The 14,292-nt window shown below is 71.2% G+C and carries 13 protein-coding genes; 12 read left to right on the top strand and 1 reads right to left on the bottom strand.

From position 1 onward, the window contains the following. The first annotated feature begins 1 nt into the window (after position 1). From ACIA1L_RS25165 to accC, 12 genes are all read left to right on the top strand, one after another. Positions 2-421, top strand: coding sequence for a hypothetical protein (locus ACIA1L_RS25165; protein WP_396075357.1), 420 nt, complete (start codon positions 2-4; stop codon positions 419-421). Next, positions 421-1,185: a bifunctional 2-polyprenyl-6-hydroxyphenol methylase/3-demethylubiquinol 3-O-methyltransferase UbiG gene (ubiG, locus tag ACIA1L_RS25160; RefSeq protein WP_396075356.1), complete on the top strand. Its 765-nt coding sequence runs from the start codon at positions 421-423 to the stop codon at positions 1,183-1,185. The genes ACIA1L_RS25165 and ubiG overlap by 1 nt, the downstream gene beginning before the upstream one ends. Before the next feature lie 4 nt (positions 1,186-1,189). Further along, the gene (locus ACIA1L_RS25155; protein ID WP_396075355.1) at positions 1,190-1,666 is read left to right on the top strand and encodes a hypothetical protein; all 477 of its coding nucleotides are present in this window, start codon (positions 1,190-1,192) and stop codon (positions 1,664-1,666) included. Then, complete coding sequence (locus ACIA1L_RS25150; protein WP_396075354.1) at positions 1,663-2,739, top strand: type III polyketide synthase; 1,077 nt, start codon at positions 1,663-1,665, stop codon at positions 2,737-2,739. The genes ACIA1L_RS25155 and ACIA1L_RS25150 overlap by 4 nt, the downstream gene beginning before the upstream one ends. Before the next feature lie 37 nt (positions 2,740-2,776). Then, complete coding sequence (locus tag ACIA1L_RS25145) at positions 2,777-4,237, top strand: aminotransferase class III-fold pyridoxal phosphate-dependent enzyme (RefSeq protein ID WP_396075353.1); 1,461 nt, start codon at positions 2,777-2,779, stop codon at positions 4,235-4,237. Positions 4,238-4,249: 12 nt separating this feature from the next. After that, positions 4,250-5,728: an aminotransferase class III-fold pyridoxal phosphate-dependent enzyme gene (locus tag ACIA1L_RS25140; protein WP_396075352.1), complete on the top strand. Its 1,479-nt coding sequence runs from the start codon at positions 4,250-4,252 to the stop codon at positions 5,726-5,728. Positions 5,729-5,746: 18 nt separating this feature from the next. Next, on the top strand, positions 5,747-7,486 hold the full coding sequence (locus ACIA1L_RS25135; RefSeq protein WP_396075351.1) for an AMP-binding protein: 1,740 nt from the start codon (positions 5,747-5,749) through the stop codon (positions 7,484-7,486). Positions 7,487-7,491: 5 nt separating this feature from the next. Next, positions 7,492-8,070 (top strand): NADPH-dependent FMN reductase, encoded by a 579-nt coding sequence (locus ACIA1L_RS25130; RefSeq protein WP_396075350.1) that lies wholly within the window; start codon positions 7,492-7,494, stop codon positions 8,068-8,070. Positions 8,071-8,087: 17 nt separating this feature from the next. Further along, positions 8,088-8,981 (top strand): methyltransferase domain-containing protein, encoded by an 894-nt coding sequence (locus ACIA1L_RS25125; protein WP_396075349.1) that lies wholly within the window; start codon positions 8,088-8,090, stop codon positions 8,979-8,981. A gap of 82 nt (positions 8,982-9,063) precedes the next feature. After that, entirely contained in the window at positions 9,064-10,785 is a 1,722-nt protein-coding gene (gene accD / locus ACIA1L_RS25120; protein WP_396075348.1) for an acetyl-CoA carboxylase, carboxyltransferase subunit beta, read from the top strand. Further along, on the top strand, positions 10,782-11,279 hold the full coding sequence (locus ACIA1L_RS25115; protein ID WP_396075347.1) for an acetyl-CoA carboxylase biotin carboxyl carrier protein: 498 nt from the start codon (positions 10,782-10,784) through the stop codon (positions 11,277-11,279). The genes accD and ACIA1L_RS25115 overlap by 4 nt, the downstream gene beginning before the upstream one ends. Positions 11,280-11,284: 5 nt before the next feature. Continuing rightward, on the top strand, positions 11,285-12,637 hold the full coding sequence (gene accC, locus ACIA1L_RS25110) for an acetyl-CoA carboxylase biotin carboxylase subunit (RefSeq protein ID WP_396075402.1): 1,353 nt from the start codon (positions 11,285-11,287) through the stop codon (positions 12,635-12,637). A gap of 60 nt (positions 12,638-12,697) precedes the next feature. On the opposite strand, the gene ACIA1L_RS25105 is transcribed toward accC, so the two are convergent. After that, positions 12,698-14,245 (bottom strand): FAD-dependent oxidoreductase, encoded by a 1,548-nt coding sequence (locus tag ACIA1L_RS25105; RefSeq protein WP_396075346.1) that lies wholly within the window; start codon positions 14,243-14,245, stop codon positions 12,698-12,700. Positions 14,246-14,292: the final 47 nt, after the last annotated feature.

The raw sequence follows: 14,292 nt of genomic DNA, 5'->3' as shown, positions 1-14,292 counted from the left end.
CGTGTCCGATTCCATCGCCGTGCTCCGGCACGCGACCGCGCAGGCGGCCGTGGCCCGGGAGGCCTACGCCGTCACCGTCCGGCACGTGACAGGTCGGCCCGCGGCCCGGCAGCCCGGTCCACAGTTCGCCGTCGCCGGCATGCGGGGCGCACTCGACACCATGACCGCGCTGCTGGACCGTACGCCGGACACCCTGGCCGCCGCCTGCACGACTGCGATCTTCGTCGACGACGCCGCCGAGCGGGTCGTCACCGCGGCCGAGCGGTTGCTGGCCGCCGACGCCGAAGGGGCGGCCCGGCTCGCAGAGCTGCGGCGCGAGCTGCGGGCCACACCACCACCCGTGCCGGACGACCGGTGTCACGAGCTGGCCGGCAAGGCCGCGCTGGGCATCGACCCGGACGCCACGCCGAGGTGGTTGTGATGGCCCGCCGCGCCGACGCCACGATTGACAACGACTACTACCACGAGGTCGGGGACGGGTGGTGGGACGAGCGGGGGCCGCTGCGCACCCTGCACGACATGAACCCGGCCCGGGTGTCCTACTTCGACCAGTCCGCCCGGGAAGCGTTCGGCCCGGACCGTGCAGCGATCCGGGTGCTGGACATCGGCTGCGGTGGCGGCCTGGTCTCGGAGCGGATGGCCGCGCTCGGCTATCGCGTCACCGGCCTGGACCTGTCCGAGGGGTCGATCGAGATCGCCCGCCGGCACGCCGCCGCGAGTGGTGTCGACGTCGAATACCTCGTCGGCTCCGCGTTCGAGCTGCCGTGCGAGAACGGATCGGTGGACCTGGTCGTCGTCTCCGACGTTCTGGAGCACCTGCACGATCTGCCCGCGGCCACAGCGGAGATCGCCCGCGTGCTGCGGCCGGGCGGGCTCGTCGTTTTCGACACGATCAACCGTACGGTGGCCGCCTGGTTGAAGGCGATCGTGCTGTCTGAGCGGGTGCTGCGGATCGTCTACCCCGGCACCCACAACTGGGCCATGTTCATCCGGCCGGACGAGCTGCGGCGCACGTTCGCTGCGAACGGCCTGGCTGTCACCGACGTCCGGGGTCTCGAACCCGAAGCGTCGCCCCACCGGATCTTCGCCGCCGTGTTGCGCGGCGGGGCCGTGGGCCCGTTCCATCTCACCGATTCCACCGCCGTGAGCTACATCGGCCGCGCGGTCAAGTCCCAGGAGGGCTGAAGGCATGGTTTGGATCAGGACGAAGACCGCGAAGGAAACCACCATCCGTACGAGCAAGGAGGCGCTGCGGGCGCTGCTGCTCGACGTCACCGGCTGCGGCCGACTCATGCCCGGCGTCGAGGAGATGGAGTCCATCGGCGACGGCCTCTACCACTTCCGGCTCGCCGAGGTGTCCAACGGCGTCGTGAGGTTCCAGCCCGACTACGTCGCGAAGTACGACGTCTCCGACCCGGACGCCATCACGTGGGAACCGCACGGCGAGCACAACTTCAAGTCGTGGGGGACCTACCAGGTGCTCGACGGTCCGACGCCGGACGAGGTCGTGCTGCGCATCGACATGCGGTCGGAAGCGAACGTCGACGTGGCGCGGGTCGTGGTGGTGCTCATCGAACCGTTCGCGCAGAAGGAGACCACCGACGTCACGGTCGGCTTCCTGGCGGCGATCAAGGACCGCCTCGAAACCGCGAGCGTGCCGAGATGACCTGGAGCCCCACCTTGGGCCGTCCGGCCCGGCTCGTCGGCCTGTCCGTCGCGCCGGCCGGGCCGGCCATCGCCCAGCAGGAGCTGTTCGACTCCTTCTACAAGGACCTGTTCGCCGAGGTGCCCGACGCCGAGAAGCTGTTCCTGAGTACGCGCGTCGACCAGCGCCGCCTCGCCTGGCCCCCGGCCGAGTACTACGGCAAGGGCTGGCCCGGCATGCGCGAGCGGATCGAGGCGTGGGAGCGCGGCGTCCTCGCCATGGGCCGGGAAACGGTCGCCGGTGTCCTCGACGGCGCCGACTCCCAGCAGGTCGGCAGCTACACGTTCGTCAGTTGCACCGGCTATGCCGGACCGACCCCGGAGATGCTGCTGGCGAAGGAGTTCGGCCTGCGCCAGAACCTGCGCCGGGCGTTCGTCGGCCACATGGGCTGCTACGCCGCGTTCAACGGTGTGAAGATCGGTCTGGACGCGCTCGCCGGGCGCCCCGACGAGCTGGCGATGGTCACCTGCGCCGAGGTCTGCTCGGTGCACCTGCGCCCGGAGGCCACCAAGGAGCAGGTCGTCATCACCGGCCTGTTCGGCGACGCCGGGGCCACCGCGCTGCTGGCCGCCGCGGACGGACCGCACGACCCGGGCGTCGGTCCGCTCCTGCTCGGTACGCACACCGAGGCGCACCCGGAGACGTCGTCCGCGATGACGTGGAAGGTCATGGACGACGCGTTCCGGATGACGCTGTCGCCGTACGTGCCGCTGTATCTGGCCGAGGCGGTCAAACCGTTCGTGGAACGCCTGCTGGAGCCGCACGGTCTGGATGTCTCGGACGTCCAGCACTGGGCCATCCACCCGGGCGGTCCGAAGATCATCGAGTTCGTCGGCGAGCGGCTCGATCTCACCGAGGCCATGCTCCAACCGTCCCTGGACATTCTGTCGTCCTGGGGCAACTGCAGCTCCCCGACGGTGCTGCTCATCCTCGACCGCATCCTGCGGCAGTCGCAGCCGGCGCCGGGCGAACACGGCGTCCTGATGGCCTTCGGACCCGGACTCACCATGGAATCCGCGCTGGTCCGGTTCTGATCCACCTCCTTCGTCCACAGAAACGGAAATCGCGCCCATGACCACGATCGAGACCCTGGTCGCCGACCTGCTCGGGCAGCAGTGGGTGATCGACCTGTTCACCGAGCTCGGCGAGCGGCAGCGGCAGTCCACCGAGGTTGCGGCCCAGGTCCGCGACCGCGCCGCCACCAACCACGTCTTCTGGCCGTTCCACGCGCCGCAGTTCCCCCTCGTAGTGGCGGACGCGTCGGGCAGCCGGATCACCGACATCGACGGCAACACCTACATCGACACCCATCTGGGCTTCGGCGCGCAGGCGCTGTTCGGGCACAACCCGCCCGCGGTCACCGACCACGTGCGCGAGCTGCTCGGCCGGTCCACCGGCAACGGCTACCTCAACCTCACCGAGCTGCAGCTGGTCGACCTGCTCGAACAGTTCCTGCCGCACTGCCAGAAGTTCGCCTTCCTCAACTCCGGCACCGACGCCACCGCCGCCGCGATCCGGCTCACCCGCGCCCACACCGGCCGCCGGCTGGTCGCCAAGTTCGAGGGCGCGCTGCACGGCGTGCACGACATCGCCGCGCACAACACCGCCTTCTGGTACCACGGGCACCCCGCCGCGCCCTTCCCCGAGGCCGGCCCGAACGGCATCGCCCCGCTGCCCGCACTCACCGGTGTCGCCCCCGCGGATGCCACCGAGTTGCTGATCCTGCCCAACGACACCGAAGCCGCGCTGGCGCTCATCGAGGCGCACCGGCACGAGCTGGCGTGCGTGCTCGGCGAGGCGGTGTCGTCGTCGTTCCCGTACGCGGAACACACCGTGCCGATGATCCGTGCCGTCGCCGAACGCTGCCGCGACCTGCGGGTGCCGTTCGTCCTCGACGAGGTGCTGACCGGCTTCCGGTACGGCCCCTCGGGCGCGGCCGGGCACTTCGACATCCCCGCCGACCTGTACTGCTACGGCAAGGTGGTGACGGGTCTCGGCCTGCCGCTGTCCATCCTGGCCGGGCGCGCCGACATCATCGACCACGCGCAGACGTCCGGGCTGTCACTCACCGACCTCGGCACGAAGACCTGCGTGCAGACCACACACGCTGGCAACCACCTGTCGCTGGCCGCCTCGCTGGCCTCGCTGACCCAGCTGCACGACGCGGGGGACGCGTACTACGAGCGGACCCGCGCCAAGGTGAACCGGGTGCAGGACCGGCTCGCCGAGTTCCGCAGCGAGACCGGGATCCCGTTGCGGCTGCTGGGGTTCGGCGACTTCATCGGCTCGTTCGGCTACGTGGCCGGAGACTCCTACTCCGACTACCGCGAGTTCGCGTCCGCGGTGAACCCGCTCGGGCTCTTCCTGCTCACGCTGATGCTGCGCCGCCGCGGCATCTACACGCTCAGCCTGCCGATGTTCTTCACCGGCGACGCGCACAGCGACAGTGACGTCGACGAAGTGCTGACCGCCGTCCTCGACTCCTCGCGTGAACTCGACAAGCACGGCTTCCCGTTCGTGCTGCCGTCCTGAAAAGGAACCGTCATGACCATCACCGCGTCCGGGTCCGATACCCGCAGCACTGACGAGATCGTCGCCGACTTGCTCGGCCAGCCCTGGGTCATCGACCTGTTCACCGAGCTGGAGGAGCGGCAGAAGACGTCCCTCGACCTCGCCGACCAGGTCCGGGAACACACTGTCACCAACCACGTCTTCCTGCCCTTCCACGCACCGATGTTTCCGCTCGCGGTCGCCGAGGCGCAGGGCGGGAAGCTGACCGACCTCGACGGCAACACGTACGTCGACGCGCACCTCGGCTTCGGCGGGCAGTCGCTGTTCGGGCACAACCCGCCCGCGGTCGTCGACTTCGTCCGCGAGCACGCCGGGCGGGGAACCGGCAACGGCTACCTCAACCCGATCGAGCTGCAACTCGGGGAGCTGCTGCACGAGCTGATCCCGCACTGCGAGCGGTTCGCCCTGCTCAACTCCGGCACCGACGCCACCAACGTGGCGATCCGGATCGCCCGGGCGTTCACCGGCCGCCGGATGGTCGCCAAGTTCGAAGGCTGCTGGCACGGCACGCACGACGTGGCCGCGCACAACACGTCGTTCTTCGCCCACGGCCACCCGCGGATCAACCCGTTCCCCGAGCAGGGGCCGGACGGCATCGCGCCGCTCAGCGCGTTCACCGGCGTCACCCAGCCGGACCTGCTGATCCTGCCGCACGACGCGGCTGCGGCCGGTGCGCTGATCGAGAAGTACCGCGACCAGCTGGCCTGCGTCATCGCCGACCCGGCCTGCCAGTCGTGGCCGTACGTGGAACAGACCATCCCGGAGGTCACCGCGGTCGCACACCGGTGCAAGGCGCTCGGCGTGCCGTTCATCCTGGACGAGGTGCTGACCGGCTTCCGGTTCGGCACCGCGGGCGCCGCCGGCCGCTACGACATCCCCGCCGACCTGTACTGCTACGGCAAGGTCGTCTCGGGACTCGGTCTGCCGCTGGCCGCGGTCGGTGGCCGCGCCGACATGCTCGAGGTCATCCACACCTCGGGCACGCCGCTCACCGACATCGGCACCCGGACGTTCGTCGTCAACACCCACTCCGGCAACCATCTGTCGATCGCCGCCTCGTACGCGTCGCTGAACCTGCTGCGCGAGGCGGGACCGGAGTTCTACACCCGTACCGAAGCCAAGGTGGACCGGGTCCGGGACCGGCTGGCCGCCTTCCGGGCCGAGACCGGCATTCCGCTGCGGCTGCTGGGTTTCGGGGCCTTCGCCGGGACGTTCGGTTTCGTCGCCGAGGAGTCCTACGACACCTACCGCGAGTTCGGTGCCGCGGTGAATCCGATCGGTCCCGCGATGCTGACGCTGGGACTGCGCCGCCGCGGCGTCTACACGCTCAGCATGCCGATGTTCTACACCGGCGACGCCCACACCGACGCGGACATCGACCTCGTCTGCGACGCCGTCACCGATGCGGCCCGGGAGATGGGCCGCAACGGCTTCCCGTTCGTACTCCGCTGACCTGCGTAGGAGTCCACCATGTCGACACTCGACATCCACCCTGACAGACGCCACTACCGGCCCAGCGACCCGGCCGACCCCGCTTTGCTGCTCGATGCCCGTACGGTCGCGGAAGCCCTGGTCGAACGCGCCCGTCGCGAACCGGCCGCGGTGGCCTACTACCTGCCGGACGAGCCGGAAGCGGACCGCCGCATCACGGTCTCGGACCTCCTGGTTCGCGCGCACGCGGCCGGGGCAGCGTTGATCGCAGCCGGGGTCACCCCGGGCGCACGGGTCTGCCTTTGCCTGGACACGTCCGCGCCGTTGCTGGCCGGGCTGTTCGGGGCTGCCCTGGCCGGCGCCGTGCCGTCCGTGCTGGAACCGCCGCTGACCGCTGGCCGCCGCGAGCTGTGGCTCGACCGGGTCCGGCACATCGCCGCCGTTGCCCAGCCTGCCGTGCTGGTCTGCGACGACCTGCTCCGCGCGGACCTCGAAGCCGCGCTCGACGGCAGCGGCGTGACCGTCATCAGCCCGCCCTTCGGCTACGGCGCGGTGGCGCAGCCGGTGCTCGGCTCCCGCCCCGACGACCCCGCATTCATGCAGTTCACCTCCGGCACGACCGGCGCGGCGAAGGGCATCGTGCTGAGCCACCGCGCGGTGTTCGCCGCCGCGGCAGCCATCGGCGGGGGCGGACCGTTCCTCGACGGCGACGTGATGGTGAGCTGGCTGCCGCTGCACCACGACATGGGCATGATCGGCGCCACCCTGACGCCGTTCCTGCTGTCGCTGCCGTCGGTGCTGGTCCGGCCGATGGCGTTCGGCAGCAAGCCGGACCGCTGGCTGCGACTCATCCACGAATACCGTGGCACGCTGTCCCCGGCGCCCAACTTCGCGTACCGGCTGGTCACCGCGGTGGCTCGGCGCACGGACCTGGGCGAGCTGGACCTGAGCAGTTGGCGGGCCGCGTTCAACGGCGCCGAAGTGGTCGACGCGGCGACGCTGCACGACTTCCTGGACCTCACCGCCCGGTACGGCTTCCACCCCCGGCACCTGCGCCCCTGCTACGGCATGGCCGAACTGGGCCTGGCGGCCACCTTCTCCCCGGTCGGCACCTCGCCGCGGGTGGAACTGCTGTCCCGCTCCGCGCTCACCGAGGGCCGGGCCGTGCCGCCCGAGTCGGACGACGACGCGCACCCGTACGTGTCCTGCGGTGTGCCGGTGCCCGGCGTCAAGATCCGGGTGGCCGACGAGTCCGGGCTGGACGCGGGCGATGCCCGGGTGGGCCGGATCCTGGTCTCGGCCGAGTCCATGATGAGCGGCTACCTGGAAGGTGCGGGCGCGGCGAATCCGGTGCTGGAGCTGCACGACGGCTGGCTGGACACCGGCGACCTGGGCTTCCAGCTCGGCGGCGAGCTGTTCGTCACCGGCCGCAGCAAGGACCTGGTGATCCTGGCCGGGCGCAACTACCAGCCGCAGCCCTTCGAGCTGGCCGCCGAGACGGTCGCCGGGATACGCCCGGGCGGCGCCGCGGCGGTGGGCGTGCTCGACCCGGCGACGGGTACCGAGCGGCTCGTCCTGGTCGTGGAGACCAAGCACCACCGCGACGCGGGGATGTGTGCCGCCACGGCCGACGAGGTCACCGACGTCGTGTCCCGGCGCACCGGCGTGCGACCCGGCCGGGTGCTGGTGGTGCCGCCGCGCACCCTGCCGAAGACGTCCAGCGGCAAGTTGCAGCGTCCCCGCGTTGCGGCGCTGGTCGTCGCCGGCACGATCGGCTGACGGGCGTGGAACTGGCATTGCTCGGCGGCTCGTTGCGTCCGGGCTCGGCGAGCGAGGCGGTGCTGCACCTGTGCGCCGGCCTCGCCGCCGGCCACGGCGCCCGCACCACTGTGCACACCGCGGCTGACCTCGACCTGCCGTTGTACCGCCCCGGCGCCCTGCACCGCGCGCCGGCCGCCCGGAAGCTCGTGGAGACGCTGCGCCGCGCCGACGGTGTGATCATCGTGTCGCCGACCTACCACGGCGGCATGTCCGGCCTGATCAAGAACGCCCTGGACCACGCCGAGGAGCTGGCCCACGACCGACCCGCGTACCTGGACGGCAAGGTCGTGGGCGTGGCGGCGGTCGGCTGGAGTGAACACGGTGCCGCCACCGCGGTGTCGGCGTTGCGGACCACCGTGCAGTCGTTGCGCGGCTGGGTGGCGCCGATGGCCGTCACCGTCGACGCCACCGGGGTGGCCGCCCTCGACGTCCCGTCCGCCCGGGCCGCCCTGCGCGCCGACGCCCGCCTCATGCGCCGGCTGGACATCCTCGTCGGTCAGGTCACCGACTTCGCCGACCGGCACGCCCGTCTTTCCGTCTGAGAAAGGGAACCACCACCATGACCGTCACCGACATCGACACCGGCATGACCCAGGAAGGGTCCGTCGCGGATCTGCACCGGGCCGTCCGCGACCACTACGACAAGCTCGTCGACCTCTACGAGGATCTGTGGGGCGAGCACATCCACCACGGCTACTGGGACCTCGACGCGCCGCAGGTGCCGCGCGACGCCGCCCAACAGCGCACCACCCGGGAGCTGATGGCCTTCGGCGGCGTGCCGCAGGGCGCGAAGGTGCTGGACAGCGGCTGCGGGATCGGTGCCTCGGCCGTCATGCTGGCCGCCGAGGCCGGCTGCACCGTCGAAGGCATCACGCTCAGCCACGAGCAGGTCAAGCGGGCCACCGAGAAGGCCGCCGAAGCCGGGGTGGCCGACCGCACCTCGTTCCGGGTCATGGACGCCATGCACACCGACTACCCGGACGACACGTTCGACGTGGTCTGGTCGATGGAGAGCTGCGAGCTGATGCCCGACAAGCGGGCGTACCTCGCGGAGTGTCTGCGCATCCTCAGACCCGGCGGCCGGCTCATCGTCGCCACCTGGGTCAGCCGCGACGACCGGTTGCAGCCCGACGAGGTCAAACTGCTGCGCCGCCTCTACCGCGACTTCGCCGTCTCGCACGTCCTCCCCCTGGACCACTACGCCGCGCAGTGCGCAGAACTGGGCTACACCGACGTCACCACCGCCGACTGGACCGACCACGTCCGCGGCACGTGGGCGCTGTCCGCCGACATCGTCAAGCCGCTCATGCGCGACCCCTCGTACGTGTGGAAGCTCGTCCGGGCCAAAGGCGCCGACATCTTCCGCTTCCTCAACTCCGTGCCGCTGATGAAACAGGCCTACGACCGCAACGTCATGCGGTACGGCGCCTTCACCGCGGTCAAGCCGGGCTGACCAGGCTTCGATCCGTCTTCCAGCGCGGTTGAAGACGCTTGAGGCCTGGAGCACCCCACCCTTTTCTGCAAGGAGAGCCGCGTTGATCGACACGACTGATCTCAGCCCCGGCCGGTCCGAGGAGACCGACCCTGAATGGATCCGCTGCGGGCCGTGCCGGGCCCTCACCTACGGCAAGCGCTTCGAGCGGGAACTGCGGGTGTGCCCGTCCTGCGGCCACCACGGCCGGGTCGACTCCGCGCTGCGGGTGCAGCAGCTGCTCGACCCGGACTCGGTGACTGAGGTGGCGGTGGCCGCGACGGTCGCCGACCCGCTGGGATTCGCGGACCTGCGGGCGTACCCGGACCGGCACGCCGAGGCGGTCCGCCGCACCGGCCGTGAGACCGGGGTGATCGCGGTCCGCGGCCGCATCGAGGGCCACCCGGTCGTCCTGGCCGTCATGGACTTCGCCTTCCTGGGCGGCAGCCTCGGTACGGCCGAAGGCGAGGCCATCACCGCAGCGGCCGAGGCAGCCCTGGACGAGCGCGCACCGCTGATTGTGGTCGCCGCCTCAGGTGGTGCCCGGATGCAGGAGGGCGCGCTGTCGCTGATGCAGATGGCGAAGACCAGCAACGCGTTCGCCGCCCTGGACGAGGCGGGTCTGCTCACCATCACGGTGGTGACCGACCCCACGTACGGCGGCGTCGCGGCTTCCTTCGCCACTCTGTCCGACGTGGTGATCGCTGAGCCCGGTGCCCGGATGGGCTTCGCGGGTCCGCGGGTGATCCAGCAGACGATCCGCCAGGAGCTGCCGGCGGGCTTCCAGACCGCCGAGTTCCTGCTCGCCCACGGCCTGGTCGACCGGGTGGTCCGGCGCAGCGAACTGCGGCAGACCCTGGGCCGCCTGGTCGCGATGAGCCGGGTCGACGACGGCGCACCGGAGGCGGAGCCGGCGGGCGTGGCGCAGGTGTGGACCGACCCTGCCCGACTGCCCGCGGAGCTCGCCGCCCGCGAGCCGCGCGAGGCGGTCGCTCTGTCCCGGATGCCGCAGCGGCCCACCGCCCTGGATCACGCGGGGCACTGGTTGGATGGCTTCATCGAGCTGCACGGCGACCGGGCGGGCGCCGACTGCCCGGCCATCGTCGGCGGCCTGGGTTGGCTGGGCGCGCGTCCGGTCGTGCTGGTCGGCCATCAGAAGGGACACACCACCGCCGAGTTGGTCCGCCGCAAGTTCGGTATGCCCTCACCGGCCGGTTTCCGCAAGGCGGGGCGGCTGTTCCGCCTGGCCGCCAAGCTCGGCCTGCCCATTGTCACCCTGATCGACACCCCTGGTGCGGATCCCGGCCTTGCGGCCGAGGAGGAAGGCCAAGCGATCGCCGTGGCGGAGTCGCTGCGTCTGATGGGCCGGCTACCGGTCCCCGTGGTCGCGGTCGTGACGGGCGAGGGCGGCAGCGGGGGCGCGCTCGCTCTCGGGGTCGCCGACCGGGTGCTGATGTGCGCCAACTCGATCTACTCGGTGATCAGCCCGGAGGGCTGTGCCGCCATCCTCTGGAAGCGGCCCGACGCCGCCGGAGAAGCCGCGAAGGCCTTGCGCATCTCGGCCCCCGACCTGCTGCGCCTCGGCGTCGTCGACGGCGTCGTCCCGGAGCCGCCGGGCGGGGCGCACACCGATCCGGCCACGGCCGCGGAGCTCGTTTCGCGCGCGGTCGCCGCCGCCGTGGCCGAGCTGGCCGACCACAAGCCGGAAGAGCTGTTGCGGCAACGCTTCGCACGGTTCCGGCAGTTCGGCGTGGCCCCCACCCCTGGAACGGAGACAACGGCATGACCATCATGGATGAACCTCAACTCGACTTCACCACCGGCGACGACAACGCCTTGCTGCTGGAGCAGATGCGCCGCAGTGTGGCCGCCATGGCCGGTGACGCGGCGACGCCCTTGCGTCGGGTCCGCCTCAGCCTCGGCGCGGCCACCGTGGAGGTGGAATGGGAGAGCCGAGTGACCGTGGAAGCGGCACCGGCGCCGGTCTTCCACGCCCCGCCACCTGTTCAGCAGGAAGAGAAGAATCCTGGAGAACACACCGTCACCAGCCCGCTGGTCGGCACGTTCTATGCCACGCCTGAGCCGGGCGCCGCGCCCTTCGTGAAGCTCGGGGACACCGTCGTGGCCGGGCAGCAGATCGGCATCGTCGAGGCGATGAAGCTGATGAACCCGGTCGAGGCCGACCGCTCCGGCACGGTCGTCCGGCTCCTCGCCGGCGCCGGCGACGCGGTCGAATACGAGCAGGGCCTCATCGTCATTGCCGTCATGGACGAGGCGTGAGCGCGATGTTCGAGAAGGTTCTCATCGCCAACCGGGGCGAGATCGCGCTGCGCGTGGTGCGTACGTGTCAGGAGATGGGCATCAGCACGGTGGCTGTCCACTCGACCGCCGACCGGGATTCCGCGGTGGTGCGCCTGGCCGACGAGGCGGTCCAGATCGGGCCGCCGGCGCCGCGGCAGAGCTACCTGTCCGCGGCGGCCATCATCGAGGCGGCCATCATGACCGGCGCGCAGGCCATCCACCCCGGCTACGGGTTCCTGTCCGAGGATCCCGACTTCGCCGAGATCTGCGCCGACAACGGGATCGTGTTCATCGGGCCGCCGCCGGACGTCATCGCCAAGCTCGGCGACAAGGCGGTGGCCCGGGAGCTGATGACCGAGGCCGGGCTGCCGCTCCTGCCCGGCAGCACCCGGACCATCGACAGCGCCACCGAGGCGTTGGAGCTGGCCGACCGGCTCGGCTTCCCGGTCATCATCAAGGCGGCTGCGGGCGGTGGGGGCCGGGGCATGGCGGTGGTCCGGGAGCGGGCCGATCTGCTGCCCGCGTACCAGCGCACCCGCGCCACCGCGCAGGCGGTGTTCGGGGACAGCCGGGTCTACGTCGAGCGGTACTGCGACCGGGCCCGGCACGTGGAGGTGCAGATTCTCGCCGACAACTACGGCAACATCATCCACCTGGGGGAGCGGGACTGCTCGGTGCAGCGCCGGCACCAGAAGCTCATCGAGGAGACCCCGGCACCGGGTCTGTCCCGGGCGATGATGGCCGACGTTGCCGATGCGGCGGTCCGCGGCGCCCGGGCGATCGGCTACGTCGGGGCGGGCACCTTCGAGTTCCTGGTGGACGACCAGGGCTTCTACTTCATGGAGATCAACTGCCGGATCCAGGTGGAGCACCCGGTGACCGAGTTCGTCACCGGCGTCGACATCGTCCGCGAGCAGTTGCGGGTCGCGGCCGGGCTGCCGCTGTCGGTCCGGCAGGCCGACATCGAGCCGCGCGGCGTCTCGGTCGAGTGCCGGATCAACGCCGAGGACCCGGACCGCGACTTCGCGCCCACGCCGGGCCTGCTGACCCGGTTCGCGCCACCCGCCGGCCCATTCGTGCGGGTCGACACGCACGCGGCACCCGGCTACCGGATCACGCCGTACTACGACTCGCTGCTGGCGAAGCTCGTGGTGTGGGGTCCGGACCGGGAGCAAGCCCTCGACCGGATGCGCCGGGCGCTTGCCGAGTTCGAGATCGCCGGTGGCGGTGTGCGTACGACCTCTGAGCTGCTGGCCCGGGTGATCGACGCGAAGGAGTTCCGGGCCGCCGAGCACACCACCGGATTCCTGGAGCACTGGTTGGCGCCGGTCTCCTGACCGCGACGCGAAAGGTGCCGCTGCCCGTCGGGCAGCGGCACCTTCGTCGTGGCGCGGGAATCAGCGGTGCAGGGCCGTCCGCAGCGCGGCGGTCAGTTCCTTCGCCGGCTCGGCGACATCCTCCCATCGGTACGCGACGAAGCCGTCCGGCCGCACCAGCACCGCCCCCCGGGTCGTCGCCGCGAAGCGCCGTTCCCACGGCTCACCGGGCAGCAGGTGCGCGGCTACCGGCACCGACAGCTCCCCGGCGGCTGCCTGCGCCGCGTCAGCCCAGTCGCCACCGCCCGGCCCGGCCAGCACGGTCCAGCCCGCTCCGAACAGGTCCAGCGTGGACCAGGTACGCGCCTCGTTCAGCCACACGTGCGGCGCCCGAGTGCCCACCTCTGCGGTCTGGGTGGCCGGGTCAGCGAACTGCGGCTCGCCGTACCGGTAGCCGAGGCTGACGTGCAGTGTGTCGAGGGTCTGCTGCTTCTGCTCCTCGGTGGCGAACCCGGCCCGCATGGCGAGCCGCAGCTGCGCCTGCTCCACGGTGCCGAGGGCGAGCGGCCGGCGCTCCTGTTCGTATCCGTCGAGCAGGTCCACGCCCGCCTGTTGGTCGAGCACCGCGGACAGCCGCCACGCCAGGTTGTGGGCGTCCTGGACGCCGGTGTTGGCGCCGTACCCACCGATCGGGGGGACGACGTGGGCGGAGTCGCCGGCGAAGAACACCCGCCCGGCCCGGTAGCGCTCGGCGACCAGCGCGGCCATGTCCCACGGCAGCACATCGCGGATGTGCACCGGCAGTTCCGGCACGCCGATCGCGGCCCGCACCAGCTCCACGCAGCGCTCGGCGGTGAAGTCGCTCGCCGCCTCGCCCTTCTCCGGCTTGTACGTGACGATCAGCGTCCCTTCGGTCAGCGAGTCGTCGTGTCCCAGGATCGCGCTGACCGCGGGGTTCTCGATCTGGCAGATGGAGAACCGGCGCCCGGCCAGCGGCTCGGTCAGCGCCGCCCGGAACAGGATGCTCACCTGGTGCCGGAAGACGCCGCGCCCGTGCGCGGCCACGCCGAGTTTTTCCCGCAGTGGGCTGCGTGCCCCGTCAGCCGCGATGACGTAGCGGGCGCGGATCGTTCGGTGCTCGTCGGTCTGCCGGTCCCGCACTGTCACGGTGACGCCGTCGTCGTCCTGGACCAGGTCCACCGCCTCGGTGTGGAACATCAGTGTGGCGCCGCTGCGTTCGGCTGCCGCCCGCACCAGGGGCTCCAACCGGTCCTGGCCCAGGGCGATCTGCCGGCTCGGTGTCACCTCGCCCAGGTCCTCGGCGGCCGGCAGGACACTGCGGTACAACTCGCGGCCGGTCAAGGATTCGACTTTGGCGTTGATGCGGTGGTCGGCGAACCCGGCCGCCGCCTGCAGGACGTCGGCTTCGAAACCGGCGGAACGGAACAGCTCGAGGGTGCGGGGATACCAGCCCCACGCCCGTGGATGGATGGACGTGCCGGGGTGCCGCTCGATCAGGGTGGTCGGTATGCCCTGTCGGGCGAGGAAGAGCGCGGCCGAGAGTCCGACGACCCCGCCGCCCACCACCAGCACCGACGTGCTCGGCGTGCTGCTCGATGTGTCGCTCATGCCCGCGAGGGTGCCGTTTCGGGGTCCAGCTCCACTCAAGGCTTCCT

The organism is Actinoplanes sp. NPDC051859, assembly GCF_044452725.1.
GTDB lineage: Bacteria > Actinomycetota > Actinomycetes > Mycobacteriales > Micromonosporaceae > Actinoplanes.
Note: the sequence above shows the minus strand (reverse complement) of the source record. Positions and strands in the feature narration are given on the sequence as shown.